Consider the following 26,757-nt stretch of genomic DNA (forward strand, 5'->3'; position numbering starts at 1 on the left):
AGAAAACGGGTGATGAAGTTGAATAGAGCAATCGGTGTTATCGATTCAGGAGTTGGCGGTTTAACAGTGGCGAAGGAATTAATTCGTCAGTTGCCGAAAGAGCGCATTATATATTTAGGGGATACAGCACGTTGCCCTTATGGTCCACGTTCTCGAGAAGAAGTGCGTCAATTTACGTGGGAAATGACGGAGCATTTACTAGATTTAAATATCAAAATGTTAGTTATTGCATGTAATACAGCAACTGCAGTTGTATTAGAAGAGATGCAGAAACAATTACCAATTCCAGTGGTAGGAGTTATTCACCCAGGATCACGTACAGCTTTAAAAATGACAAACACGTATCATGTTGGGATTATTGGAACGATTGGAACGGTGAAAAGTGGTGCATACGAGGAAGCGTTAAAGTCTATTAATAATCGTGTTATGGTAGAAAGTTTAGCGTGTCCACCTTTTGTTGAGCTTGTAGAGAGCGGTAATTTCGAAAGTGAAATGGCGTATGAAGTTGTAAGAGAAACGTTGCAACCGCTGAAAAACACTGATATTGATACGCTTATTTTAGGTTGTACACATTATCCAATTTTAGGTCCTGTTATTAAACAAGTAATGGGAGATAAAGTGCAACTCATTAGTTCTGGTGATGAAACGGCGCGTGAAGTAAGTACCATTTTATACCATAGTAAAATGTTGAATGAGGGAGAGGAACAAAGTGATCATCTCTTCTTAACAACAGGGAAAATAGGTCTATTTAAAGAAATTGCATCAAAATGGTTCGGTCAACCGATTGAAAATGTGAAACATATTTATTTAGAAAAAGAATAATAATAGAATTCATATAAGTGAACTCCTGAGAAATCAGGAGTTTTTTTGTTTATAGGGAGCACAGCTTGTTCTAAAACATGAAACAGCTCGTATACATAATAGTACAAACTTAGATTTTAGGGGGGAATGGCATGCCTAAATCCACTTTTAAATGGGTTGTTGGTGCTACTGTGAGCGCTGTTTTACTAACAGGGTGTGGCTTTATAAATCAAGAGAAAGCAACGGAGCAAATTGATCCGCCAAAACAAGTTACGTATACAGAGGGTGGAAAGAAAGAAGTATCTAAGAAAGATAAGCAAGGACAAACGGTGAATAGAGAACTATACCTTGTTGATAAAAATGGCTATGTTGTACCGCAAACGTTAGCTATACCTACTCCGAAAGCAAATGAGGTTATTCAGCAAACGTTAGAGTACCTTGTGAAAGATGGACCGGTAACGAATTTGTTACCGAATGGGTTCCGTGCAGTCATTCCGGCGAATACATCGATGACCCTAAACTTGAAAAAAGATGGGACGGCAGTCATTGATTTTTCTAAAGAAATGAAAAACTATGCAAAAGAGGAAGAACGTCAAATCGTTGAATCTATTGCATGGACGTTGACGCAATTTAAAGAAATAAAACAAGTGCAGTTCCAAATAAATGGTGAAAAATTAGCGAAGATGCCTGTTGGTGGTACACCGCTTGGTGAAGGGGTGAGCCGTGCGAACGGTATTAACTTCGATGATGAGCAAGTAGCGGATGTAACAAATACAAAACCAGTAACACTTTATTTTATGGCACAAAATAATAATAAACAGCAATACTACGTACCAGTAACACGCCGCGTTGTAGAAGGAAAAGAAAATGATTATGCAGCAATTGTAGATGAACTTGTAAAAGGACCGATTCATCAATCTCTTCTGAACGATTTCAATCCAGGAGTTAAGCTCATTACGAATCCGAAATTACAAGATGGAAATCTTACATTAAACTTTAATGAAAATATATTTATAAACCCAGATAAAAATATGATTTCAAATTACGTATTGAAGTCATTAGTTTTATCTTTAACAGAAAAGAAAGGCGTGAAAAGCGTTTCTATTGAAGTAAATGGTAAAGCGAATCTTATAGATGAAAAGGGCGGAAAGTTAATAAAACCTGTAGATCGTCCAGAAAACGTGAATACAGGTAGTTTTTAATCGCCAATAATTTGATATACTTAAGTAAGAAAGGGGAATTGCTTTTTGGGTTCCCCTTCTTTTATTGTATACATATCATACATTTAAATTTGGCTATACTAACAAGTAGTTATGAGGAGGTTATTGTTATGCGAGTAGATGGTAGAGAGAAAACAGAATTACGCCATATACATATTCATACGAATTACTTAAAACATCCAGAAGGATCAGTATTAATTGAGGTTGGGGATACTAAGGTAATTTGCTCAGCGACAATTGAAGAGCGTGTCCCGCCTTTTATGCGTGGAGAAGGAAAGGGCTGGGTAACAGCTGAATACGCGATGATTCCACGTGCGACAGAACAACGTACAATTAGGGAGTCAAGTAAAGGGAAAGTAACAGGACGTACAATGGAAATCCAGCGCTTAATTGGACGAGCATTACGTGCGGTAGTTGACTTAGAAGCGCTTGGTGAGAGAACGGTTTGGATTGATTGTGATGTTATTCAAGCGGATGGTGGAACGAGAACAGCTTCTATTACAGGTGCATATGTAGCAATGGTATTAGCGTTTGAGAAATTACTACAAGCAGAAAAAGTATCTAAAATTCCAGTAAAAGATTATTTAGCAGCAACGTCAGTAGGAATTGTTGAAGAACAAGGTGTTGTTTTAGATTTAAACTATGCAGAAGATTCTAAAGCAGACGTTGATATGAACGTAATTATGACTGGAAAAGGTCAGTTCGTTGAAGTGCAAGGAACTGGAGAAGAAGCGACGTTTAGTAGAGCGCAGTTAAATGAATTACTTGATGCTGCAGAACAAGGCATTTTCCAACTGATTGACATGCAAAAAGAAGCGTTAGGTGACATCGTATCTCATATAGAGTAGAGGTGGAAAGTATGAAACAAGTTGTTGTAGCGACAAAAAATATGGGGAAAGTACGTGAATTTGCTGAGTTATTTGAGCGATTTGATTTAGAAGTGAAATCATTACACGATTTTCCTCATATTGAAGAAGTCGAAGAAACTGGTGAAACATTTGAAGAAAATGCAATCTTAAAAGCGGACAGTTTGAGTAGACAATTGAATGCAATTGTAATTGCGGATGATTCAGGTCTTATTGTAGATGCTTTAAACGGGAAACCAGGTGTGTATTCAGCACGTTTTGCTGGAGAGCCGAAAGATGATCAAGCAAATATTGATAAAGTTTTACAAGAATTAAATGACGTAGCGTTTGAAAAGCGTAAAGCTCGTTTCTACTGTGCATTAGCAGTGGCTTTCCCAGAAGGGGATAAAAAGCCTGTCATTGTAAATGGGACGTGCGAAGGGTTTATTTTAGAACAACGCCGCGGGGAAAACGGCTTCGGATATGATCCGATTTTTTATGTGGAAGAATATAAAAAAGCGATGGCCGAACTAAGTTCAGATGAGAAAAATGCTATTAGTCACCGCGGACGTGCTCTACGTAAGCTAGAAGAAAAAATCCCTGAATGGTTTTTAGGAGAATAAGGGAGAGAGATTGATGAAAGCTTTAATCGTAAGCGATAGTCATAGCTCTGTGAAGGAATTACAGCAGTTAAAAGAGAAGTATGAAGGGAAAGTAGATATCATGATTCATTGTGGTGATTCAGAGCTAACGCCTGCTCATGAAGAGCTGCAAGGTTTCCATGTTGTAAAAGGGAATTGTGATTATGCTAACTTTCAAGACGAAATTGTAACGGATGTATATGGTGTTCGTTTCATAGTTGTGCACGGACATCGTCATAACGTGAAAATGACGTTACAAACATTAGCATACCGTGCTGAAGAGGTAGGGGCGCAAGTTGCATGCTTCGGACACTCTCACGTATTAGGTGCGGAATTAATCGACGGCGTTTTATTTATTAATCCAGGCAGTATTTTATTACCGCGTCAGCGTGTAGAAAAGACATTTGCTTTATTAGAAATGGATGAAAATCAAATGGAAGTTCGTTTTGAAACACTAGACGGACAGCTAGTTGAACAAGCAGTTTTTAAAAGAGGATAAGAAAAATTATCCTCTTTTAAAAAAGGTGTTGACTTTATGTATGGTTATACATATAATAAATATTGTCGATAGGGCAACGGCGCTAACGAAGAAAATAAAATAACATATGCGGGTGTAGTTTAGTGGTAAAACAAGAGCCTTCCAAGCTCTGGTCGAGAGTTCGATTCTCTTCACCCGCTCCATGTCCCAGTAGCTCAGCAGGATAGAGCAACGGCCTTCAAGAAAAATAGGAGCCTTTATAGGGAAACAAGAACCTATAAAGTGGACGACACTATATCGGTGAAGCCTTAACAGTTCGGCTGATGGTAATACCGAGGAAACTTACGATCTTGAAAAAGATTAAGGAGTTTTGAATGATTAAGTGAAACTTAATGGTAAAGACTCTGAAGTATGATGAAAATCATCGTGAGGTTCCGTAGAGACTACACGTGTCGCACCTGAAATGGTGAAGATATAGTCCAGACTACAAACAGTAATTGCTGGTAGCGAAAGCTATGGTGGTAAGCTAAGCCGTCGGTCGGGAGTTCGAATCTCTCCTGGGACGCTAACAATCGGGTAGTAAACCCCGTCAAATAAGCCTTCTAATTCGTAAGTTGAAACGTACAGTGTGCGGTCAACATCGAGTTAGGGGGCTTATTTTTTTATGTCAAAAAGACGTGATTCTTTAACGATTAGCGAAGATTTAACGAATGTTTTTATGGAAGATAGCATTTCATAATTCCATTTCCTAAAAATTTGAATAGTAATGAGATAGGAAAAAATAATTACACTACTTATGATTTGAAGGGAAATTAAAACCTTAAGAATAATATTAAACTTCTTGTTTTTATGCAGAGAAAACAAAAACAGAAAATATAGTACAACTAATAGAATAACATTAATAATTAAAGTTCCTCCGATGTACCAAACTTTTTCGCTGTTACTCCAAGTTTTATTAAGGTTATCATATACTCCAAAGTTAAAAAACACAGTAGCAAATAGATATAAAATAGCACTTAACAGTGTAAATAAAATTATATTCCAAAATTTAATTTTACTTGTGTGGCTTTATTTAAATGCAATTTGTCAATTTCCTTAGTTGTTGCCGCTATTACAAGTTGATTAACACTATATAATACAGCTGGTATAAGTAAGGTGGCTATAATTGTAGTGAAAGCAGGTGGAATTTTGCTTATTGTCTCTAATGATAATCCATCAAACATTTTTGTAGTTCAACCCTTTCGTTAAAGTTAGATAAAAAAGAACGCCACCCTAAGAGTAGGTAAGCGTCCTGCGTCTTTAATAAATCAACCTGTATCACCATCAGCTAAACTTTGTATAATATTAATAGCTGCTTGAGTGTTAACTGAAGTATGCGTGCCTATCGTTACAAGTGTAATCAATAGCATTCCTAATAATACTTTCTTCACTTTAACGCCTCCTTATTAAAAATTTCTTTCTTAGCTTCATAACTTAAGTAGAAATATTTACTTCCTTGTTCAAAGTTTCCTTCGCTATGAAATTGGACCGCTAATGCTTCCATGTATTCTTGAACATATTCCCATAATCTTTCGTTTCTAAAGTAGTCCATTCCTGCCAGTACTGCTTTTTCTAATTTGTCAGCAGCAGCTTTTTTATTTAGTTCTCTCAGAATTGCAAAACGGTATTGATATTCTTGATTCCCTAATTCATTGCAGATAGTTAAACCTTTTTCAATGAGTTGACATGCAATTTCTTTTTCACCTAGCTTAACATGTTCCTTTGCTTTAACAAAAATAGCTTTATAATGATGAGGTTTCTTTTCAACTACTTCTGAAAGGTATCGAATTGCCGAACTAGAAAGATTTTGACTCGCATACATTAAGCCTAAATTATGACGAACTAGTAAGATTGCTTTCTCATTTTTTTGTTTTTGGAATGTGTTCATTGCAGTAACAAAGTATTCTTCAGCTAGTTCAAATTCTTTTAAATGCGTACAAGCTAATCCTAATAAATTATCACAATAAGCTGTTTTTAATTCATAGCTTTCATGTTTAGAAAATATGTCCCTAGCTTTTGTACCATGCTTAATGGCTAAAAGTGCTTGATAAATATGATAATGATATGTTGCTAAGTTGTAATGAAATTCCGCCTTTTCAAGTTCATCAGGAATGTGTTTAAGTAAAAGTTCTGCTTTATCATACTGTTCTTTAGCAAGGTTATAATTACCGACTGCGTTAGAATGAATAGCCTTATAAAAATGGTAGTAGTAAGATAAAAAGTTATCTGTGGGAATATCAAAGGATTCAATTTTATCAAAGCTATTTTTTGAAATACTTAAATTATCCACTAAATATTTATAGCCGAAATCTAACAGGTGATAGTAGAGTAACAAGTTTGAGTCTGCTTCGTTATTGTGAATGATAGAATTAATTTCTTCTTTTAAACAATGGGCATTATCTATATTACGTGAACGTATTTCTTTGTACCATTCGTTAAGTAGTTTTGAAATTTGTGCATTCCCCTTTATTAGAACGTCCATAAAATTCCCTCCCTTTTTGAATATTCTTATAAATAATGATAGCAAGAATAGAATTTGATGGAAATTGAATTTCAATATTTCTCAACATTTGTGTAACGATTTTATTTTCAATTATGTAACTAATTGCATTCATTCTCCCTGTTAGTAATTTCAAATGGTGGTTTGTTCCTACTTTTAACTATTGCACCTGATTCTGCAATTTCAGGGAAGGCTTTTTTCTGATTTTTAGTAAGAGGTGCAGTAGGTGAAGAGTTTAACTCTACTAAGTCAATCTTACCATTTGCGTCCTTGCCTCCTATATCTATACGAGTGCGTACGCCGATTTTGTTTGTACGGTTATTTGTTCATTCAATTCAGATTTAGGTTTTTGTTGTTTTATAACCTCGAACATTTTTGTTTCGTATTCTTTACCTGCTAAGCTATTAGCTTTTAAAGTTTTCCGTTGTTTTTCTAGTGTGGCTGCTGCATCTATTACATTGGAAACTTTTTTTGCACCTTTGACTACTTTTATTCCCTTACCAACAGGTGTAAGTCCCGCGAAAAACATGACACCAGCACCAGTGCGTTCCCACCATGAAAGTTTTTCGCCAGTATCGGGATCAACACCTTCTATAACACGTCGTACATCGTATTCTCCTAACTGTTCACTTACAATATTATAAAACTTTTTACCACTCTTGTACGATTGAGCAACCGTTATCGAAACTTATCCCCGTTAGTGTGTTACAATGAATAGAAGCGGAAAACGAGAATCTCCAATTGACTAGACCTGTGATTGGTTAGACAGTTTAAGAAGGTTGTATAAAAAAGGGAGATGGCGCAAAGATGGCGAGATCAAATGAGAACGATTTAACGGAGAAATTGGCAGAAGGTCACCGAAAATATGGTGATGGCAACTTTACAGTACAGAACATCGGTGATGAAACTAACCCAGATTGGACTATCGTAAAAAATGTGAGGAAAGGATCGGCAGGTATTCGAGAAGAGGAAGATATATTAAGACTGCGATCAAAATATATAAAATAGTACGGAAATGGGCGGAGTGGGAGCTCGAAATTCTCCTGGGACGCTGAAAAAACCTTGTTATCTTTTGATAACAAGGTTTTCTGTTTAGTTATTAATAAACTTCTCAAATACAAAACCATAATCTTTCACATTATATTGTTTCTTCGTATCAACGAGCCAGTTAAAGGCGATTTCGTTCATTTCTTTAAATTGCTCTGCTAAATTTACTTGTGCATTTGAAATACGGCTAAAAGCGTTAGATGCCATATCTAAACTTTTATGTGCATACTGCAATGTAATATCGTTGTCGTATGAAATTTCTTCGATTTTAAGTAAAGCTTTATATAAATCTTTTAATTCCTCGATATGTTTTTTATGAACATCAATTGAATAATGTTCATCTCCCATTTGAAATTTAATTTCTACATCTAAATCAATCGTTCCCGCAGTTTCAAGCGCTACGTTTTTAATTTGATATTTACTATAGCTAAAGCGGCGTAGTGTACGTTTTTTGCTTGTCGCACTTGTACCATCTAGGTGAAGTAATCCTTTGTTTGTGAAGCAATATTCATCTGATTTCGATTTAATTAGAAAATAAATTTTCTCTCCATCTTCATGCATTACGTAATCATCAGCATCGACCTTGTCATAATCTTTCGGTGTAATGACAGAACCTACATCACTTAACCCTAAAACATCAGCAGCTACTTTTTTGAACATATATAATCCCCCTTGTAAATTAAATTCTTAATTATACAAAAATATATTAACATGGTTTTAACAAAGAGTTTTCTTTTAATGAGAAAATGTTGGGAGGTAAGTTAAGAAAAGGAACGAATATTATTTTGAAAATATGTAAAAAGGTGCTGAGAAAAAGTGTACCATCATACAAAAACAAAAGGAGATTTAGCTGTTTTAAAGGCACAAGTTGATTTGTATGAAAAAGGATATATGATTTTAATACCACAAACAGAGCATTCGCCCTTTGATCTTGTAGTGTATAAAGGCGGGGTATTTAAAAGGGTGCAAGTGAAATATAGAGAGTTGAATGCAAGAGGGATACTGGAAGTAAGATTCCGATCTAGTTATTCTACAGCAAGCGGAGTCGCTACAAAAGAAGTGAATAAAGAAGAAATAGATGTGTATTGTGTATATTGTCCTCAAACGGATTGTTGTTATTATTTCAACCCAAAATTATTTAGTAAATCTATTAGTTTAAGAGTGGATTCTCCGAAAAATAACCAAGAGAAAAAAGTTAATTTTGCAAGTGATTATAGAGAAATTCCGTGAAAGCACCTCAAGCGATATGAGGTGTTTTTTCAATCTCTCTTTGAAATCTTACAATTCTGTAAGGTAACTGTAAGGTAGTTCGATGGTAACAAATTGCTAATCCTCTATAATGAAGATAACAACGATAAAACGAGGAGGAAGAAATAATGAAGGGATTAATCGTAACGGGTTTAACAGTTGCTTTTGGATTTGTAGCGTATGAGAAATTAACGTATGTAGTTGATGTTGTAAAACATTTAATCGCGTAGAGGAAACTACCATGAGAGGGAAAGGGAATGAGTGAATGAATGGAATGGTTATTTGGAATTATAGGTACTTGTAGTGTTGTGTTATTGTTCTTTGTCCCAAGTGGTATACTTAGTTCGACAACGAGTTTGTTCTTCTTAAGTTTGTTTGCTTGTACGATGCTCATCATTATGTTTTTAATGAAACGAAGTAAACCAATCTTCTACTTTAGCATGATTGTTATGGCAATTATTGTTCTCCAAATTATTACCCTTGTTATATACCCCACTATTATAAAAGCTTTCCATTAATGATGAATCCTCTGCTTGAATTGCTGAGGGTTTTTATTTGCATATTTTTAATTTTGAGTAGGAATTCACTTGTATTGAAATGTAAAAATTAAATATTTCTATATTTCAAACAAAGGGTTTCGGGATGTTGTGTTCTCATTACTCATTTGATATATTTACTTTAAAGATAATTAAAATCTAGAAAAAGAGGCGGACGTATGGATAAAAAAGAAAATACGGTCGTATTGTTTCCGCAACTATCAGAGCGCTATATTGATGAAGGTTTTTTAGCGCTGAAAGAGCGGAAATTCGAAGATGCATTGCGCTGCTTTGAAATATTACGTCAGTATAATGCAGAAACGGAACAAACGGAACTAGCTTCGGTTATTTGTTTGTTAGAATTAAAACATATGGAAGAAGCGAAAGAGAAATGTGAACAGTTACTGGAAACAGGAGCGGTCTTATTTGGTGATATTCTTGAAACGTATGTGACAATTTTAGTTCAAACAAATGATTATGAAGGTGTTATTGAAACTGTTGAAAAAGTTTTGCAAACGAAAGATATAATGCCTGAACAAAAGGAAAAGTTAGCGCAGCTCGCTTTATTTGCAGAAGGTATGTTAAATGAAGTAGATACATCACGAGTTGATTCGAATTTTGAGTTAGATGAATTTACTAATGAAATATTTGGAGAAAACTTTGGGCAAAAGCTAAGAGCGATTCAGCAACTTTCGTTAAAAGATTTGGATCTTGCATTACCTATTTTAAAGAAATTTTTAATAGACGAAAAACAGCACCCTTATTTGAAAACTTCTATTTTATATAAAATGATAGAAAATCAAATAGAAGAAGAGATAGAGGTAGAAAAGTTTGGGAATACGATCAAGGTAATTCCAGCATTTACAGGTCATAATGAGGAGCAATCCGATAACATTATACATAGATTATCAAGTCGATTAGAGCAAAATTATCCTGATATATTTGATGCGATGGTTACATATTGGAAAGAATTGCAAATTAGCATTTTCCCATTCGCTCTATTAATGGATAAAGTGGAGATTTGGGCTGCTGTTTTAGAGAGAATTGGTAGAAAGCGTTTCGGGTTGACTATTGATGAAGAAGAGCTTATGACAGCGTATAATATTGAATTAGAAGAGTTTCATATTGCCTATCAATGGTTATTACGTGTTGAAAGAGAAGGATATTTGCCCGTATAATTATGAAAAAGAATCGTTCGGTTCTTGAAACGAGCATATTCTATGTTATAATGTAAGGGTTGCAAAAGGCAGAAATCTGCCTGTTTGTAAGAGAAGAGAAGTGCAATTCTCTTACTTAATATGTTTCATATTATTCTCGAACAAAATATACCGTAGTTGTCTTTTAGGCAATTAGTAGATTGGAACATTATATCTGAAAGCTTTTGCTAGAGGATTATTTGTACTTTTGTTATTTCAAAAAAGAGATAATGAAGATCTTAATCTATAGAGGTATGTGCATACATTATTATAGTTGGAGGGAAAGAATAAATGGCTGCAAAATGGGAAAAATTAGAAGGTAACGTAGGCGTTTTAACAATCGAAGTTGATGCTAAAGAAGTAAACAACTCTATCGACGCTGCGTTCAAAAAAGTAGTAAAAACAATCAACGTACCAGGTTTCCGTAAAGGAAAAATGCCTCGTCCGTTATTCGAACAACGCTTTGGTGTTGAATCTTTATACCAAGATGCTTTAGATATCATCTTACCAAAAGCATACGGTGAAGCAATCGATGAAGCTGGTATCTTCCCAGTTGCTCATCCTGAAATCGACATCGAGAAGTTCGAAAAAAATGCTAACCTTATCTTCACTGCAAAAGTTACAGTGAAACCTGAAGTTAAATTAGGTGAGTACAAAGGTTTAGCAGTAGAAAAAGTTGAAACAACTGTAACTGACGAAGATGTAGAGAACGAATTAAAATCTTTACAAGAGCGTCAAGCTGAGCTAGTTGTTAAAGAAGAAGGAACTGTTGAAAACGGTGATACAGCTGTAATCGACTTCGAAGGTTTCGTTGATGGCGAAGCATTTGAAGGCGGAAAAGGCGAAAACTACTCTCTAGCAATCGGTTCTGGTACATTCATCCCAGGTTTCGAAGAGCAAGTAATTGGTCTTAAATCTGGTGAGTCTAAAGACGTTGAAGTATCATTCCCAGAAGAGTACCATGCTGCTGAATTAGCTGGCAAACCAGCAACATTCAAAGTAACAGTTCATGAAATCAAAACAAAAGAACTTCCTGAGTTAAACGACGAGTTCGCTAAAGAAGCTGACGAAGCGGTTGCAACTCTTGATGAATTAAAAGCAAAACTTCGCACAAACTTAGAAGAAAGCAAAAAGCACGAAGCTGAGCACAAAGTACGTGACGAAGTAGTAGAATTAGCTGCTGCTAACGCTGAAATCGACATTCCAGAAGCTATGATCGACACTGAGTTAGATCGTATGGTTCGTGAATTCGAGCAACGTTTAAGCCAACAAGGTATGAACCTTGAGCTTTACTACCAATTCACAGGTACTGATGCTGACAAGTTAAAAGAGCAAATGAAAGAAGACGCTCAAAAACGCGTAAGAATCAACCTTGTTCTTGAAGCTATCATTGAAGCTGAAAACATCGAAGTTACTGAAGAAGAAGTAACTGCAGAAGTTGAAAAAATGGCTGAAATGTACGGTATGCCAGTAGACGCTATCAAGCAAGCTCTTGGAAGCGTAGACGCTTTAGCTGAAGATCTTAAAGTTCGTAAAGCTGTAGACTTCTTAGTAGAAAACGCTGCATAATAAAATAACAAGGCGCGATTTTAATCGTGCCTTGTTTTATAAATATAGAAATATATTTATAAAACTTTTCGATGAAGAAGGAAAACTTCCTTAATGAGTCGAATATACATATTTCAAAAGTTTTAAAAACTTTTTATTTGTACATAACTAGTCATATTATTTGTATTTCTCGCCACGTAGTGACATAATATGTATTTACATACGATACATTTATCGTGTACATACGAAGGCAAGAGGTTAGCACTTTGTAAGGGGTGTGAAAATATGTTTAAATTTAATGATGAAAAAGGGCAATTAAAATGTTCTTTCTGTGGTAAAACACAAACGCAAGTTCGAAAGTTAGTTGCAGGTCCAGGTGTTTACATTTGTGACGAGTGTATCGAACTTTGTACTGAAATTGTACAAGAGGAGCTTGCGAAAGACGAAGAAGTAGAATTCAAAGATGTACCGAAACCGGTAGAAATTCGTGAAATCTTAGATGAGTATGTCATCGGACAAGATAACGCGAAAAAAGCACTAGCGGTAGCGGTATATAACCATTACAAACGCATTAATTCTAACAGCAAAATTGATGATGTAGAATTAGCGAAGAGTAATATCGCACTTATCGGGCCAACAGGTAGTGGTAAAACATTACTGGCACAAACGTTAGCGCGTATTTTAAATGTTCCATTTGCGATCGCGGACGCAACATCTTTAACTGAAGCTGGGTACGTTGGGGAAGATGTAGAAAACATCTTACTTAAATTAATCCAAGCAGCTGATTATGATGTAGAGAAAGCGGAAAAAGGAATCATTTATATTGATGAGATTGATAAAGTGGCACGTAAGTCCGAAAATCCATCAATTACACGTGATGTATCTGGTGAAGGTGTGCAGCAGGCACTTCTGAAAATTTTAGAAGGTACTGTAGCAAGCGTTCCACCTCAAGGTGGCCGTAAGCATCCGCATCAAGAGTTTATTCAAATTGATACAACGAATATCTTATTCATCTGTGGTGGAGCGTTTGATGGCATCGAGCCAATTATTAAACGTCGTCTTGGTGAAAAAGTAATTGGATTTGGTTCTGAGAAGAAAAATGCTGATGTAAATGAGAAGCATGTTTTATCTCACGTATTACCAGAGGACCTTTTAAGATTTGGTTTAATTCCAGAGTTTATCGGTCGTCTTCCAGTTATTGCGAACCTAGAGCCGCTTGATGAAGATGCTCTTGTTGATATTTTAACGAAACCGAAAAATGCACTTGTTAAGCAATTCCAAAAACTATTGGAGCTTGACGATGTTGAGTTAGAGTTTGAAGAAGGCGCACTAATTGAGATTGCGAAAAAAGCAATTGAACGTAAAACAGGTGCTCGTGGACTTCGTTCTATTATTGAAGGCTTAATGCTTGAGGTAATGTTCGAGCTACCATCTCGCAAAGATATCGAGAAGTGTATTCTTACAAAAGAAACAGTAGCTGATAACGCAGCGCCAAAATTGGTGTTACAAGACGGTACTGTACTTGATACAAAAACATCTGCATAATGCGAAGGAGAAACAGCAATTTTTATAATTGCTGTTTTTCTTTATGTTTAGCTATGTTCCTCCGCGGAAATACTAAGAGATAAAACATTGCGGGAGGAAATAAATGATGAGCTGGACAAATATATTTTTACTTGTTCAACTTGTTTTTGGTGTAATTGTCGGATTGTATTTTTGGCATTTACTTCGAAATCAGCGAACACAAAAAGTTTCAATTGATCGAGAATCAAAAAAAGAATTAGAACAGCTTCGTAAAATGCGCGAGATTTCTTTAACAGAGCCGCTTGCGGAAAAGGTGCGTCCTACATCCTTTTTAGATATTGTGGGGCAAGAGGACGGGATTAAGTCGTTAAAAGCGGCTCTTTGTGGTCCAAACCCGCAACATGTGATTATATATGGTTCGCCAGGTGTCGGAAAGACAGCGGCAGCGCGTCTTGTATTAGAAGAAGCAAAACGAAATCCAAAATCTCCATTTCGCACAAATGCAACATTTATTGAACTGGATGCGACGACAGCTCGGTTTGATGAACGTGGTATTGCAGACCCTTTAATTGGTTCGGTGCATGATCCAATTTATCAAGGTGCTGGTGCGATGGGGCAAGCAGGTATTCCGCAACCGAAAAAAGGTGCGGTAACAGATGCTCACGGTGGTATTTTGTTTATTGATGAGATAGGTGAACTACATCCGATTCAAATGAACAAAATGTTAAAGGTGCTAGAAGATCGAAAAGTGTTTTTGGAAAGTGCATACTATAGTGAAGAAAATACGATGATTCCAACGTATATACATGATATTTTTCAAAAAGGTTTACCAGCCGATTTTCGCTTAGTTGGGGCGACGACACGTTCGCCAGATGAGATACCTCCTGCTATTCGGTCGCGCTGTTTAGAAGTGTTCTTCCGTGAGTTAGATACAGAAGAAATTCAAAAAGTAGCGAAGAATGCGGCTGACAAAGTGGAAATGCAAATCGGTGAAAATGGTATTGAAATGATTGGGATGTATGCGAGAAATGGGCGAGAAGCGATTAATCTTGTACAAATTTCTGCTGGAATGGCAATAAATGAAGAACGTCCTTTCATTAAAGATGAAGATATAGAGTGGGTTGTTCACTCTAGTCAGCTCACACCGAAGTATGAAAAACGCATTTACCCTATTCCGAGAATCGGTCTTGTAAATGGACTTGCTGTATACGGACCAAATACAGGCGCGTTATTAGAAATTGAAGTAACAGCAATCAAGGCGAAAGATACAGGATCGGTAAATGTTACCGGAATTGTTGAAGAGGAAAGTATTGGTAGTCAAACGAAATCCATTCGTCGTAAAAGTATGGCGAAAGGTTCTGTAGATAATGTATTAACAGTACTTCGATCTCTAGATGTGTTGCCAGAAGGGTACGATATACATATTAATTTTCCAGGTGGTATCCCGATTGATGGGCCTTCGGCGGGAATTGCTATGGCAACAGGCGTGTATTCAGCAGTGCATCATACGTATGTGAATAATGAAGTAGCGATGACTGGTGAGATAAGTATACACGGGGAAGTGAAACCTATTGGTGGTGTGTACGCAAAAATAAAAGCTGCGAAAAAGGCAGGAGCTAAGAAAGTTATCATTCCTGCTGAAAACATGCAACCATTTTTGTATACAATAAAAGGAATTGAAATTATTCCTGTTCGGAAGTTGAAGGAAGTATTTGAGCTAACGTTTATACAGGAAAATATACATCGAGAGCTTGATGTACATACTACGATAGACGAAACAGATGCACAATCAATGTGAGAATGAACGATAATAGTATTTGCCAGACTTCGTTTAAGTTTGTATGCTTAAGCGGAGTCTTTTTTCTTTTATAAGGGAGAAAAAACGAGGGATTTACAGTTGCGGAGAATCTCTGCAATTGCATCTAGATGTATTGTAATATAAAATAGTTGAACAGGAGTTTAATTTATTATGGAGGTGCTATGTCTAGTATGAATACGAATGAAAGAATCGTGCCCCTCCTACCATTAAGAGGCGTTCTCGTATATCCAACGATGGTTCTGCATCTTGATGTAGGACGTGATAAATCGATACAAGCACTAGAGCAGGCGGCAATGGATGAAAATATCATCTTTTTAGCAATGCAAAAAGAAATGAATATCGATGATCCGAAAGAAGATGACATATATAGTGTAGGTACAGTGGCGAAAGTGAAGCAAATGTTAAAATTGCCTAACGGTACGCTTCGTGTCCTTGTAGAAGGTTTACATAGAGCAGAAGTAGTAGAGTTTATCGAAGAAGAAAATGTAGTGCAAGTTTCTATTAAAACGATAACGGAAGAAGTGGAAGCTGATTTAGAAGAGAAAGCCCTTATGCGTACATTACTGGAGCATTTTGAACAATATATTAAAGTTTCGAAAAAAGTTTCAAATGAAACATTTGCAACGGTAGCTGATGTAGAAGAGCCAGGAAGATTAGCTGATTTAACTGCTTCTCACTTGCCAATTAAAACGAAGCAGAAACAAGAGATTTTAGAGATTATATCTGTGAAAGAACGATTACATACACTTATTTCAATTATTCAAGATGAACAAGAATTACTTAGTTTAGAAAAGAAAATTGGACAAAAAGTGAAACGTTCAATGGAGCGCACGCAAAAAGAATATTTCTTACGTGAGCAAATGAAGGCGATTCAAACTGAACTTGGCGATAAAGAAGGTAAGGGCGGGGAAGTTGAAGAACTTCGTGAGAAAATTGAACAGTCAGGAATGCCTGAAGAAACAATGAAGGCTGCGCTGAAAGAATTAGATCGTTATGAAAAGTTACCAGCAAGTTCTGCGGAGAGCGGTGTAATTCGAAATTATATCGATTGGTTATTAGCGCTTCCGTGGACAGAAGCAACAGAGGATATGATTGATCTTGCTCATTCTGAAGAGATTTTAAACAAAGATCATTACGGTCTTGAGAAAGTGAAAGAGCGCGTACTTGAATATTTAGCGGTACAGAAGTTAACAAATTCATTAAAAGGACCTATCCTTTGTTTAGTAGGACCTCCTGGGGTCGGAAAAACTTCGTTAGCGCGTTCCATTGCAACATCATTAAATCGTAATTTTGTCCGTGTATCCCTTGGTGGTGTACGTGATGAATCTGAAATTCGTGGTCACCGCCGTACGTACGTTGGAGCAATGCCAGGACGCATTATTCAAGGTATGAAAAAGGCGAAATCAGTTAATCCAGTCTTTTTATTAGATGAGATTGATAAAATGTCTAACGATTTCCGTGGAGATCCATCAGCCGCATTACTTGAAGTGTTAGATCCAGAACAAAACCATAACTTCAGTGATCATTACATTGAAGAACCATATGATTTATCCAAGGTTATGTTTGTAGCAACTGCAAATACACTTTCCAGTATTCCAGGCCCATTACTTGATCGTATGGAAATTATTTCGATTGCTGGCTATACAGAACTTGAAAAAGTTCATATTGCTCGTGAACATTTATTGCCGAAACAATTAAAAGAGCATGGTTTACGAAAAGGTAATTTACAAGTACGTGATGAAGCGCTTCTTGAAATGATTCGCTATTATACACGTGAGGCTGGTGTTCGTACACTAGAGCGCCAAATTGCAAAAGTTTGTCGTAAAGCAGCAAAGATTATCGTTACAGCAGAACGCAAGCGTATTGTAGTAACAGAGAAAAATGTTGTTGATTTACTTGGTAAGCGCATATTCCGTTATGGGCAAGCTGAAAAAACAGACCAAGTTGGTATGGCGACAGGTTTAGCGTATACAGCAGCAGGTGGCGATACACTGGCGATCGAAGTGTCCGTAGCGCCAGGTAAAGGGAAATTAATTTTAACAGGGAAACTTGGGGATGTTATGAAAGAATCCGCACAAGCAGCGTTTAGCTATATTCGTTCTCGTGCAGAAGAGCTTCAGATTGATCCTGATTTCCATGAGAAAAATGATATTCATATTCATGTTCCAGAAGGAGCAGTTCCAAAGGATGGACCGTCAGCAGGTATTACGATGGCAACAGCACTTATTTCTGCACTAACAGGTATTCCTGTAAGTAAAGAAGTGGGGATGACAGGTGAAATTACACTTCGTGGTCGTGTATTACCGATTGGTGGTTTAAAAGAAAAAACATTAAGTGCTCACCGCGCAGGTTTAACAAAGATTATTTTACCGGCGGAAAATGAGAAAGATTTAGATGATATTCCAGAGAGCGTAAAAGAAAACCTTACGTTTGTGCTTGCATCTCATTTAGATGAAGTATTGGAGCACGCATTAGTAGGAGTGAAACAATGAAAGTAACAAAAGCAGACATTGTAATTAGTGCTGTTAAACCAGAACAATATCCAGACGGTGACTTACCAGAAATCGCATTAGCGGGTCGTTCCAATGTCGGGAAGTCTTCATTTATTAATAAAATTTTAAATCGTAAAAAGTTAGTGCGTATTTCTTCTAAACCAGGGAAAACACAAACATTAAACTTCTTCTTAATTAATGAGATGATGCACTTTGTGGATGTTCCAGGTTACGGATATGCGAAAGTATCTAAAACGGAGCGCGCAGCTTGGGGTAAAATGATTGAGACGTACTTTACAACACGTGAGCAATTAGACGCAGCTGTACTAGTAGTGGATTTACGTCACAAACCAACAAATGATGATGTAATGATGTATGATTTCTTAAAGCATTATGACATCCCAACAATTATTATTGCAACGAAAGCCGATAAAATTCCGAAAGGGAAATGGCAAAAGCATTTAAAAGTTGTTAAAGAAACGCTTGATATTGAAAGTGGCGATGAAGTCGTTCTATTCTCTTCTGAAACAGGACTTGGAAAAGAAGAAGCATGGAAAGCAATTCATAAATTTACAAAAACAAAAAACGCGTGACGAATGTCGCGCGTTTTTTTTATTTATTAATTTTTTTAGCGTACGTTTAATGTAACCTCAATATTTCCTCGTGTTGCTTTAGAGTAAGGACATACACCGTGAGCGGCTTCTACAAGTTCTTGTGCTTCGCTATGTGAGACGCCGGCAACATGTACATCAAGTACAGCGGATAGGCCGAAACCACCGTCTGTATCTTTTCCGATAGAAACGTGAGCAGTTACTTCTGTACTTTCTACTTTTACACGTTTTGTACGAATGACAAGTTGTAATGCACTATCAAAACAAGCAGCATAACCAGCAGCAAATAGTTGTTCTGGATTTGTTGCCTCTCCGCCTGCACCGCCTAGTGCTTTCGGCATTTTTACATCAAGATTTAATATGCCGTCATCTGAAACTACTTTTCCGTTTCTTCCACCTGTAGCAGTTACTGAAGCAGTATATAATTTATCCATGTTTATTCCCCTTTTCTATCATTAATTGTTTTCATTGTTTCAATTAGTTTATTTAATTGAATTAATAAAGAACGATATTCTTGTTCTGTAATTCCTAAATTTGTAGCCATTGTTGTCGGTAATGAACAAGCCTTATCTTGTAAATCTTTACCTTGTTCTGTTAATTCAATACATACTTTTCGCTCATCTTCTTTGGAACGAACGCGTTTTACAAGGTTTAATGATTCCATTCGTTTTAGCATAGGTGTTAACGTACCTGAATCTAAAAATAGACGTTCTCCAATTTCTTTTACTGTTAGTCCATCTTGCTCCCATAGTACGAGTAAAGTAATGTACTGTGGATACGTAATGCCCATTTCTTCTAAATACGGTCGGTAAAAGCGTGTAACCTCTCTAGAACAGGCGTAAATAGAAAAACAAAGTTGGTTATCTAGATGTAAAGGATTATTTACCATACATAACTCCTTTCTTATTAAGTTGTGCACAATTTAATTTTGTAAAACCAATATAACGGAAAAGAAATACAATGTCAAATACATTGTATTGAGAAAGTTTGTGCTACAATTTGGAACAATCATACATATTTTCCTTCATGATGAAAGAAGATAGGAAAGATGATGTTATAATTCATATGGAATAGTTTCCATCACTTGATTATGAGGACTTTTTTTGGTAACGTACAAATAGAGTTATTATTTTATAATCATTATAAAGTAGAAAGTTTTTATTCATTTTACTGAATCTCCTTTCTTACATATGGAGAATAAATAAAAAAATAATCGGTTGTTCACACGATTGTCAGATTCATAAGAGGAAAGTTGTATTATGATAGTAGATAAAGTGATAAAACGGGTGAAGGGGGACATGCTGCGTGCATATTCTTGTTGTTAGTGTAAATTATCGAACAGCCCCTGTAGAATTTCGTGAGAAACTCACATTTCAGGCAACAGAACTAGAGCAAGCAATGACGACATTACAAAAGCAAAAGAGCGTGTTAGAGAATGTCATTGTATCAACTTGTAATCGCACTGAGATTTACGCTGTTGTCGATCAATTACACACGGGACGGTATTATATTAAGAAGTTTTTAGCTGATTGGTTTCAGCTTGAAATAGAAGAAGTCGCACCATATTTAACTATTTTTGAACAAGATGGTGCAATCGATCATTTATTCCGCGTAACGTGCGGTTTAGATTCTATGGTAGTTGGAGAGACGCAAATTTTAGGTCAAATAAAAGATAGCTTTTTAGAAGCGCAGCAAGTAAAAGCAACAGGGACAATTTTTAATGAATTGTTTAAGCAAGTCATTACATTAGCGAAACGTGCTCACTCAGAAACGACAATTGGTGAAAGTGCGATGTCTGTTAGTTATGCTGCTGTTGAGCTTGGGAAAAAAATATTCGGCGAGTTAACAGATTGTCACGTGCTTATTCTCGGTGCTGGTAAAATGGGTGAACTTGCACTGCAAAACTTATATGGAAGTGGTGCTCGTAAAGTAACAGTCATGAATAGAACGTTTTCAAAAGCAGAAATAATGGCTGAGAAATATATGGGACACGCAAAACCTTTAAGTGAATTACAATGTGCATTATTAGAAGCTGATATTTTAATTAGTTCAACTGGTGCATCGGATTATGTCATTACGAAAGAGATGATGACAAAGGTAGAGAAAATGCGCTCTGGTCGTCCATTATTTATGGTTGATATTGCAGTGCCGCGTGATATTGATCCAGCAATTGATGAGCTAGAAGGTTCTTTCTTGTATGACATTGATGATTTGCAAGGAGTAGTAGAAGCGAACCGTGCTGAGCGTTTGAAAGAAGCAGAGAAAATTCAATTTATGATTGAAGAGGAAATTGTTTTATTTAAAACGTGGTTAAGTACACTTGGTGTCGTTCCGTTAATATCAGCTCTTCGTGATAAGGCACTTGCTATTCAAAGTGAAACGATGGAAAGTCTGGAACGAAAAATACCAACTCTTAGTGATCGTGAGAGAAAAGTAATTAGTAAGCATACGAAAAGTATTATTAATCAATTATTAAAAGACCCAATTTTAGTAGCGAAAGAAATAGCTGCTGAAGAGGGAGCAGACGAAAAATTAGCGTTATTTGCAAAGATTTTCGATTTAGAAATGGAAGACGTAGAGAGTCGTGCGGAAGAAGTAGAACATAAAAGAGCGTGGACACCATCCGTTCCATCTTTATAATTTGGAAGGATGATCGGATGAGTTTTTTAAATAACAGTATTATTTATCATATTGCAATTATTTTATATGCTTGTAGCATTAGTTTATATTTTATAGATTATTTCCAAAGTAACCGAAAGGCGAACCGATTTGCTTTTTGGTTACTTTCGATTGTATGGGTTCTGCATTCTATTTTTATGTTGCTTAGAGCTACAGATTCAGAAACGAATCCTCTTTTAACCTTATTATCAGGCATTTATTTTTATGTTTGGCTATTGATTACGATGTCGTTAGTCATTAATCGATTTATGAGAATCGATTTTTTAGTCTTTTTTACAAATGTTGTTGCATTTGGCGTAAGCGCTTTTTCTATTTTTACGCCGCTTGGAAAGATGTCGCCGGTACTTGCAGAGCAATTAGTTTCGGAGCTTGTATATGTACATGTCGGTATGGCTATTATTTCTTATGCAACTTTTACTGTATCGTTCATTTTTTCTATTATGTATTTATTGCAATATCGCCTATTAAAAAAGAAAAAATGGAATGCGAGATTAAGAAGGTTAGGGAATTTACCGAAGCTAGAATCGATGTCTTACGGATTAAATTTATTTTCTGTTCCATTTTTCTTACTAGCTATTTTATTAGGATGCATATGGGGATATACAAAATTGGACAATTTCCATTGGTATGATACGAAAGTAATCGGGTCTTTTGTCGTTCTATTTGTATATTGTGCTGGCCTATATTTACGAGCGGCAGATGTGTTGCAAGGGAAGAAAATCGTGCAGTGGAACATCGGAGCATTTCTCGTAATGCTAATTAATATTTTTCTATTAAGCAGTTTATCCAACTTCCACTTTTGGTATTTATGAGGAGAGAAAATTATGCGCAAAATTATTGTAGGGTCACGAAAGAGTAAATTAGCATTAACGCAAACAAATTGGTTTATTGATCAGTTAAAAGCGCTAGGTTTACCATATGAATTTGAAGTGAAAGAAATCGTCACAAAAGGCGATGTTATTTTAGATGTTACTCTTTCAAAAGTAGGTGGCAAAGGCTTGTTTGTGAAAGAGATTGAACATGCGCTACTTACGAAAGAAATTGATATGGCTGTACATAGTATGAAAGATATGCCGGCCGTACTTCCAGAGGGATTAATGATTGGTTGTACACCAAAGCGTGTTGACCCTCGTGATGCTTTTATCTCAAAAAACGGAGCGTCGTTTAAAGAGTTAGCAGAAGGCGCTATTTTAGGTACGAGTAGTTTAAGACGTAGTGCACAGCTACTCGCTGCGAGACCAGACTTACAAGTGAAGTGGATTCGCGGAAATATCGATACACGTTTACGCAAATTAAAAGAAGAAGATTACGATGCAATTATTTTAGCGACAGCGGGATTACAAAGAATGGGCTGGGATAATGAAGTTATTACAGAACATTTAGATGAGACGTTATGTGTACCTGCTGTAGGACAAGGTGCATTAGCGATTGAGTGTCGTGAGGATGATAAAGATTTACTGCAGTTGTTAGCTCATATGAATGATGGAGTAACAGAAAAAACAGTGGCAGCAGAACGCGTATTTCTTCATAAACTTGAAGGTGGATGCCAAGTGCCGATCGCAGGATATGCAACTCTTACAGAAAACGATGCAATCGAATTAACAGCTCTTGTCGGGTCTATGGACGGTTCTGTTTTATTGAAAGAGACAGTAGTAGGAACTGATCCAGAGAAAGTAGGATTAGAGGCTGCGGACCGTTTAATAAAACAAGGTGCAAAAGAACTTATTCTTGCTGCAAATAAGGGGCAACAATAAGTATGAATGCTCTCGCTGGCAAAACGGTATTGGTTACGCGTGCCCAGCATCAAGCAAAACAAATGAGTGTAGCGGTGAAAGAAAAGAGCGGAATTCCATTGGAAATTCCGCTTTTGCGTATGGAAGGTATGTCTCATAGGCAAATTCAACATATAGCAGGGCAGTTACATTCGTATGACTGGGTTATTTTTACGAGTAAAAATGGGGTAGCTTTTTTTCTAAATCGTTTGAGACAGAAGCTACCTGTAACGACTAAAATTGCTGCAGTAGGCGTGAAAACAAAGTTAGAGTTAGAAAAGCGAGGCTATGAAGTGGACTTCGTTCCAACTTCATTTATTGCAGAAGTATTTGCAGAAGAGTTTGTAAAAAGATTAAGTGGAAACGAACGTATTTTATTTCCGAAAGGGAATTTAGCAAGAGACGTAATTCCAGTTGCGCTTCGTGAAATGGGTGTTTCTCTAGATGAGCTAATCGTGTATGGTACGAAAGAAAATGTAGAGAAAAAGCAAGAGCTTATAGAAGCGTTAGAAGTAGGGAAAGTAGACATTATTACATTTACGAGCCCTTCCACTGTTACTAGTTTTGTTCGTTTACTTGAGGGTACAAACTGGAGAGAATGGACAAAAAAATGTACAATTGCTTGTATAGGGCCTATTACGGAAAAAGAGGCGAGCCTTTATTTTCCGCATATTATTATGCCGAAAGAGTACACTGTAGAAGCATTACTACAATGTGTTTGTGAATCTATAAAATAAAAGAATGGGGATAGAAATCTATGAACTCTTTACAATTTAATCGTCATCGTCGCTTAAGACAAAGCGGGGGCATGCGTGCGCTTGTGCGTGAAACGTTTTTACATACGGAAGATTTTATTTACCCTATTTTTGTATTAGAAGGAGAAAATGTTCGTAATGAAGTGCCTTCTATGCCAGGCGTATATCAAATATCTTTAGATTTATTGCAAGCTGAAATGCAAGAAGTTGTTGATTTAGGTATTCGTTCTGTTATTGTATTTGGTTTACCTGCTGAAAAAGATGAAGTTGGATCATCAGCATATTGTGATCATGGAATTGTGCAACGTGCGATTCAGCAAATTAAAGGTGAGTTCCCTGATCTAGTAGTAGTTGCGGATACATGTTTATGTCAATTCACAAGCCATGGTCATTGCGGTGTAATTGAAGATGGTATTATTTTAAATGACGAGTCTCTTACAGTTCTTGCAAAAACAGCTGTAAGTCAAGCGAAAGCAGGAGCGGACATTATTGCGCCATCAAACATGATGGACGGATTCGTAACAGCAATTCGCCACGCATTAGATGAAAATGGTTTTGGACATGTACCAGTTATGTCATACGCTGTGAAATATTCATCAGCATTTTACGGACCATTCCGTGATGCTGCGCACGGTGCACCGCAATTTGGTGATCGTAAAACATATCAAATGGACCCAGCGAACCGCATGGAAGCATTCCGTGAAGCAGAATCAGATGTAATGGAAGGGGCAGATTTCTTAATTGTAAAGCCAGCTCTTTCTTACTTAGATATCGTTCGTGATGTGAAAAATAACTTTAACTTACCAGTCGTTGCTTATAACGTAAGCGGTGAATATTCAATGATTAAAGCGGCAGCGCAAAATGGGTGGATTAATGAAAAAGAAGTTGTACTTGAAAAATTAATTAGTATGAAACGCGCAGGAGCAGATTTAATTATTACGTATCATGCGAAAGATGCAGCAAGATGGTTACAAGAAGGAGGCGCTAAATAATGAAAAAGTTTGATAAGTCGATTGCAGCGTTTGAAGAGGCTCAAGATTTAATGCCTGGTGGCGTAAATAGCCCAGTTCGTGCCTTTAAGTCTGTCGGTATGAATCCGTTGTTTATGGAGCGTGGAAAAGGCTCTAAAGTATATGATATCGATGGAAATGAATACATCGATTACGTATTATCATGGGGTCCATTAATTCATGGTCATGCAAATGATCGTGTTGTTGAGGCTTTAAAAGCTGTTGCTGAAAAAGGTACGAGCTTCGGTGCTCCAACGGAAATTGAAAATAAATTAGCAAAACTTGTTATTGAGCGTGTTCCATCAATTGAGATTGTGCGTATGGTTAACTCTGGAACAGAAGCGACAATGAGTGCGCTACGTTTAGCTCGTGGTTATACAGGCCGTAACAAAATTTTGAAATTTATCGGTTGTTATCACGGTCATGGTGACTCGTTATTAATTAAAGCGGGTTCTGGTGTAGCAACGCTAGGTTTACCAGATAGCCCTGGTGTACCAGAAGGTGTAGCGAAAAATACGATTACAGTAGCGTATAACGATTTAGAAAGTGTGAAATACGCTTTCGAACAATTCGGTGATGATATTGCCTGTGTCATTGTAGAACCAGTAGCAGGGAATATGGGTGTTGTTCCTCCGCAACCAGGATTTTTAGAAGGTCTTCGTGAAGTAACAGAGCAAAATGGTGCATTGCTTATTTTTGATGAAGTAATGACAGGATTCCGTGTTGCTTATAATTGTGGACAAGGTTATTACGGTGTAACACCTGATTTAACTTGTTTAGGTAAAGTAATCGGTGGTGGATTACCGGTAGGAGCATACGGTGGTAAAGCAGAAATTATGCGCCAAGTTGCACCGAGCGGACCGATTTATCAAGCAGGTACTTTATCAGGTAACCCACTAGCAATGGCAGCAGGTTATGAAACGTTAGTACAGTTAACGCCAGAATCGTATGTAGAATTTGAGCGTAAAGCTGAAATGTTAGAAGCTGGCTTACGTAAAGCGGCTGAAAAACATGGCATTCCGCATCATATCAATCGTGCGGGTTCTATGATTGGTATCTTCTTTACAGATGAACCAGTTATTAATTACGATGCAGCAAAATCTTCAAACTTAGAGTTCTTTGCGGCTTACTATCGTGAAATGGTAGAACAAGGTGTATTTTTACCGCCATCCCAATTTGAAGGTTTATTCTTATCGACAGCACATAGTGATGCAGATATTGAGGCGACAATTGCAGCGGCTGAAATTGCAATGTCAAAATTAAAAGCTTAATTGAATAAAGAAAATCGCTCTCCGTAAGGGGAGCGATTTTTTTTATTCATAAAGTCAGCTTTCCGTACATAAATCTGTAATGACATATAGTTTGGGAGGGGGAAAAGAAGTGGCAACAGATCATTCATTACGTTTTTCATTAAAAGAATCTGTTTGGTTCCAAAAAGGACAGGAAGTCGAAGAACTTTTGTCAATTTCGTTAGATCCAGACGTTGAGATAGAAGAGCTTGATCATGAGGTAATTGTGAGAGGGCAATTAGATTTAACGGGAGAGTATGTTGCACGAAAAGATGATTCAGCTTATTCATTAAGAGATCTATCGCCAGCGAAGTCCATTGATTATGTAGAAACAAGAGAAGATGGGGTTAATGAACTTGTTCATTCCTTCCCGCTTGAAATATCAATCCCAAGAAACCGTGTGAAAGTAATTGAAGAACTATATGTATCTATCGAGGAATTTGATTATGAACTAAAGGAAAATGGTTGCTTACAATTATTAGCGGATATATCTATTACAGGTTTATGTGATGAAGAAAGAATTGAGGATGAAGAGGAAGAAACGGCGTATGCTGAGTTAGAGGATGATTCTGCGCAAGAGCATGAAACTAGACCAACGCCACAAGTCGAAGAGCCAGCCTATAAGGAATCAGATGAGTGGGAAGATTACGCATTTGAACCGTTCCAACTAGAAGAAAGAAAAGAGCAGGAAGTAGAAGAAGAGGAAA

The 26,757-nt window shown here is 36.7% G+C and carries 27 protein-coding genes, 1 tRNA gene and 1 pseudogene; 22 read left to right on the forward strand and 7 right to left on the reverse strand.

Annotation, left to right across the window (positions count from 1 at the left end; genetic code table 11):
* Window positions 1-12 precede the first annotated feature (12 nt).
* The 6 genes from racE (at window position 13) to MR083_RS16390 (ending at window position 4,188) form a co-directional block, all read left to right on the forward strand.
* On the forward strand, window positions 13-822 hold the full coding sequence (gene racE / locus MR083_RS16365; protein ID WP_000773996.1) for a glutamate racemase: 810 nt from the start codon (window positions 13-15) through the stop codon (window positions 820-822).
* A 131-nt stretch (window positions 823-953) separates the two neighbouring features.
* The gene (gene gerM, locus MR083_RS16370) at window positions 954-2,003 is read left to right on the forward strand and encodes a spore germination protein GerM (RefSeq protein WP_001126762.1); all 1,050 of its coding nucleotides are present in this window, start codon (window positions 954-956) and stop codon (window positions 2,001-2,003) included.
* Between the two features lie 128 nt (window positions 2,004-2,131).
* Window positions 2,132-2,869, forward strand: coding sequence for a ribonuclease PH (gene rph, locus MR083_RS16375; protein WP_001261765.1), 738 nt, complete (start codon window positions 2,132-2,134; stop codon window positions 2,867-2,869).
* Between the two features lie 11 nt (window positions 2,870-2,880).
* Window positions 2,881-3,489, forward strand: coding sequence for an XTP/dITP diphosphatase (locus MR083_RS16380; RefSeq protein ID WP_000815935.1), 609 nt, complete (start codon window positions 2,881-2,883; stop codon window positions 3,487-3,489).
* Window positions 3,490-3,502: 13 nt separating this feature from the next.
* Window positions 3,503-4,006, forward strand: coding sequence for a metallophosphoesterase (locus tag MR083_RS16385; RefSeq protein WP_242269590.1), 504 nt, complete (start codon window positions 3,503-3,505; stop codon window positions 4,004-4,006).
* Between the two features lie 108 nt (window positions 4,007-4,114).
* Window positions 4,115-4,188 (forward strand) — tRNA-Gly (locus MR083_RS16390).
* Window positions 4,189-5,019: 831 nt separating this feature from the next.
* Here MR083_RS16390 and MR083_RS16395 read toward each other — a convergent pair.
* From MR083_RS16395 to MR083_RS16405, 4 genes and pseudogenes are all read right to left on the reverse strand, one after another.
* The gene (locus MR083_RS16395; RefSeq protein WP_016718611.1) at window positions 5,020-5,208 is read right to left on the reverse strand and encodes a hypothetical protein; all 189 of its coding nucleotides are present in this window, start codon (window positions 5,206-5,208) and stop codon (window positions 5,020-5,022) included.
* An 84-nt stretch (window positions 5,209-5,292) separates the two neighbouring features.
* Entirely contained in the window at window positions 5,293-5,415 is a 123-nt protein-coding gene (locus tag MR083_RS27840) for a hypothetical protein (RefSeq protein WP_261794038.1), read from the reverse strand.
* Window positions 5,412-6,506 (reverse strand): response regulator aspartate phosphatase, encoded by a 1,095-nt coding sequence (locus tag MR083_RS16400; protein ID WP_016718609.1) that lies wholly within the window; start codon window positions 6,504-6,506, stop codon window positions 5,412-5,414. The genes MR083_RS27840 and MR083_RS16400 overlap by 4 nt, the downstream gene beginning before the upstream one ends.
* A gap of 119 nt (window positions 6,507-6,625) precedes the next feature.
* Window positions 6,626-7,152, reverse strand: a pseudogene (locus MR083_RS16405) (pre-toxin TG domain-containing protein); the annotation flags it as partial.
* A 179-nt stretch (window positions 7,153-7,331) separates the two neighbouring features.
* Between MR083_RS16405 and MR083_RS16410 the strand changes: the two are divergent.
* Window positions 7,332-7,532, forward strand: coding sequence for a hypothetical protein (locus MR083_RS16410; protein WP_000124456.1), 201 nt, complete (start codon window positions 7,332-7,334; stop codon window positions 7,530-7,532).
* An 84-nt stretch (window positions 7,533-7,616) separates the two neighbouring features.
* On the opposite strand, the gene MR083_RS16415 is transcribed toward MR083_RS16410, so the two are convergent.
* Window positions 7,617-8,231: a PH domain-containing protein gene (locus MR083_RS16415; RefSeq protein WP_000475206.1), complete on the reverse strand. Its 615-nt coding sequence runs from the start codon at window positions 8,229-8,231 to the stop codon at window positions 7,617-7,619.
* 156 nt (window positions 8,232-8,387) lie between these two features.
* Between MR083_RS16415 and MR083_RS16420 the strand changes: the two genes are divergently transcribed.
* From MR083_RS16420 to ysxC, 8 genes are all read left to right on the forward strand, one after another.
* On the forward strand, window positions 8,388-8,801 hold the full coding sequence (locus MR083_RS16420) for a group I intron-associated PD-(D/E)XK endonuclease (protein ID WP_100634973.1): 414 nt from the start codon (window positions 8,388-8,390) through the stop codon (window positions 8,799-8,801).
* Window positions 8,802-9,088: 287 nt separating this feature from the next.
* Window positions 9,089-9,337: a hypothetical protein gene (locus MR083_RS16425; RefSeq protein WP_001983650.1), complete on the forward strand. Its 249-nt coding sequence runs from the start codon at window positions 9,089-9,091 to the stop codon at window positions 9,335-9,337.
* Between the two features lie 197 nt (window positions 9,338-9,534).
* Window positions 9,535-10,533: a hypothetical protein gene (locus tag MR083_RS16430; RefSeq protein WP_044791184.1), complete on the forward strand. Its 999-nt coding sequence runs from the start codon at window positions 9,535-9,537 to the stop codon at window positions 10,531-10,533.
* Window positions 10,534-10,842: 309 nt separating this feature from the next.
* Complete coding sequence (gene tig / locus MR083_RS16435) at window positions 10,843-12,120, forward strand: trigger factor (RefSeq protein WP_016718608.1); 1,278 nt, start codon at window positions 10,843-10,845, stop codon at window positions 12,118-12,120.
* A gap of 264 nt (window positions 12,121-12,384) precedes the next feature.
* Window positions 12,385-13,644, forward strand: a complete 1,260-nt coding sequence (clpX, locus tag MR083_RS16440) for an ATP-dependent protease ATP-binding subunit ClpX (protein ID WP_000472282.1) — start codon at window positions 12,385-12,387, stop codon at window positions 13,642-13,644.
* Window positions 13,645-13,750: 106 nt separating this feature from the next.
* On the forward strand, window positions 13,751-15,421 hold the full coding sequence (gene lonB, locus MR083_RS16445) for an ATP-dependent protease LonB (protein ID WP_242269596.1): 1,671 nt from the start codon (window positions 13,751-13,753) through the stop codon (window positions 15,419-15,421).
* 182 nt (window positions 15,422-15,603) lie between these two features.
* Window positions 15,604-17,934: an endopeptidase La gene (gene lon / locus MR083_RS16450; protein ID WP_242269591.1), complete on the forward strand. Its 2,331-nt coding sequence runs from the start codon at window positions 15,604-15,606 to the stop codon at window positions 17,932-17,934.
* A complete protein-coding gene (gene ysxC / locus MR083_RS16455; protein ID WP_000869113.1) occupies window positions 17,931-18,527 on the forward strand; it encodes a ribosome biogenesis GTP-binding protein YsxC in 597 nt (198 codons plus the stop codon). The genes lon and ysxC overlap by 4 nt, the downstream gene beginning before the upstream one ends.
* 35 nt (window positions 18,528-18,562) lie before the next feature.
* On the opposite strand, the gene MR083_RS16460 is transcribed toward ysxC, so the two are convergent.
* Both MR083_RS16460 and MR083_RS16465 read right to left on the reverse strand, forming a co-directional pair.
* On the reverse strand, window positions 18,563-18,979 hold the full coding sequence (locus MR083_RS16460) for an organic hydroperoxide resistance protein (RefSeq protein ID WP_000359781.1): 417 nt from the start codon (window positions 18,977-18,979) through the stop codon (window positions 18,563-18,565).
* A 2-nt stretch (window positions 18,980-18,981) separates the two neighbouring features.
* A complete protein-coding gene (locus MR083_RS16465; RefSeq protein ID WP_242269592.1) occupies window positions 18,982-19,434 on the reverse strand; it encodes a MarR family winged helix-turn-helix transcriptional regulator in 453 nt (150 codons plus the stop codon).
* Between the two features lie 416 nt (window positions 19,435-19,850).
* Here MR083_RS16465 and hemA point away from each other — a divergent pair, with 416 nt between their 5' ends.
* The 7 genes from hemA to spoVID all read left to right on the forward strand — a co-directional run.
* Window positions 19,851-21,185 (forward strand): glutamyl-tRNA reductase, encoded by a 1,335-nt coding sequence (hemA, locus tag MR083_RS16470; protein WP_242269593.1) that lies wholly within the window; start codon window positions 19,851-19,853, stop codon window positions 21,183-21,185.
* 17 nt (window positions 21,186-21,202) lie between these two features.
* Window positions 21,203-22,036, forward strand: coding sequence for a cytochrome C assembly family protein (locus MR083_RS16475; protein WP_000008996.1), 834 nt, complete (start codon window positions 21,203-21,205; stop codon window positions 22,034-22,036).
* 12 nt (window positions 22,037-22,048) lie between these two features.
* Entirely contained in the window at window positions 22,049-22,978 is a 930-nt protein-coding gene (gene hemC / locus MR083_RS16480) for a hydroxymethylbilane synthase (protein ID WP_001226411.1), read from the forward strand.
* 2 nt (window positions 22,979-22,980) lie between these two features.
* Window positions 22,981-23,733, forward strand: a complete 753-nt coding sequence (hemD, locus tag MR083_RS16485; protein WP_242269594.1) for a uroporphyrinogen-III synthase — start codon at window positions 22,981-22,983, stop codon at window positions 23,731-23,733.
* 20 nt (window positions 23,734-23,753) lie between these two features.
* Window positions 23,754-24,743: a porphobilinogen synthase gene (hemB, locus tag MR083_RS16490; RefSeq protein WP_001087060.1), complete on the forward strand. Its 990-nt coding sequence runs from the start codon at window positions 23,754-23,756 to the stop codon at window positions 24,741-24,743.
* Window positions 24,743-26,032 (forward strand): glutamate-1-semialdehyde 2,1-aminomutase, encoded by a 1,290-nt coding sequence (gene hemL / locus MR083_RS16495; RefSeq protein WP_000712926.1) that lies wholly within the window; start codon window positions 24,743-24,745, stop codon window positions 26,030-26,032. Before hemB ends, hemL begins: the two co-directional genes overlap by 1 nt.
* A 79-nt stretch (window positions 26,033-26,111) precedes the next feature.
* Window positions 26,112-26,757 (forward strand): stage VI sporulation protein D (spoVID, locus tag MR083_RS16500; RefSeq protein ID WP_242269595.1); only part of this gene is annotated, 646 nt, incomplete at its 3' end.

Source organism: Bacillus cereus group sp. BfR-BA-01408 (assembly GCF_022663305.1).
GTDB classification, from domain to species: Bacteria; Bacillota; Bacilli; order Bacillales; family Bacillaceae_G; genus Bacillus_A; species Bacillus_A pacificus.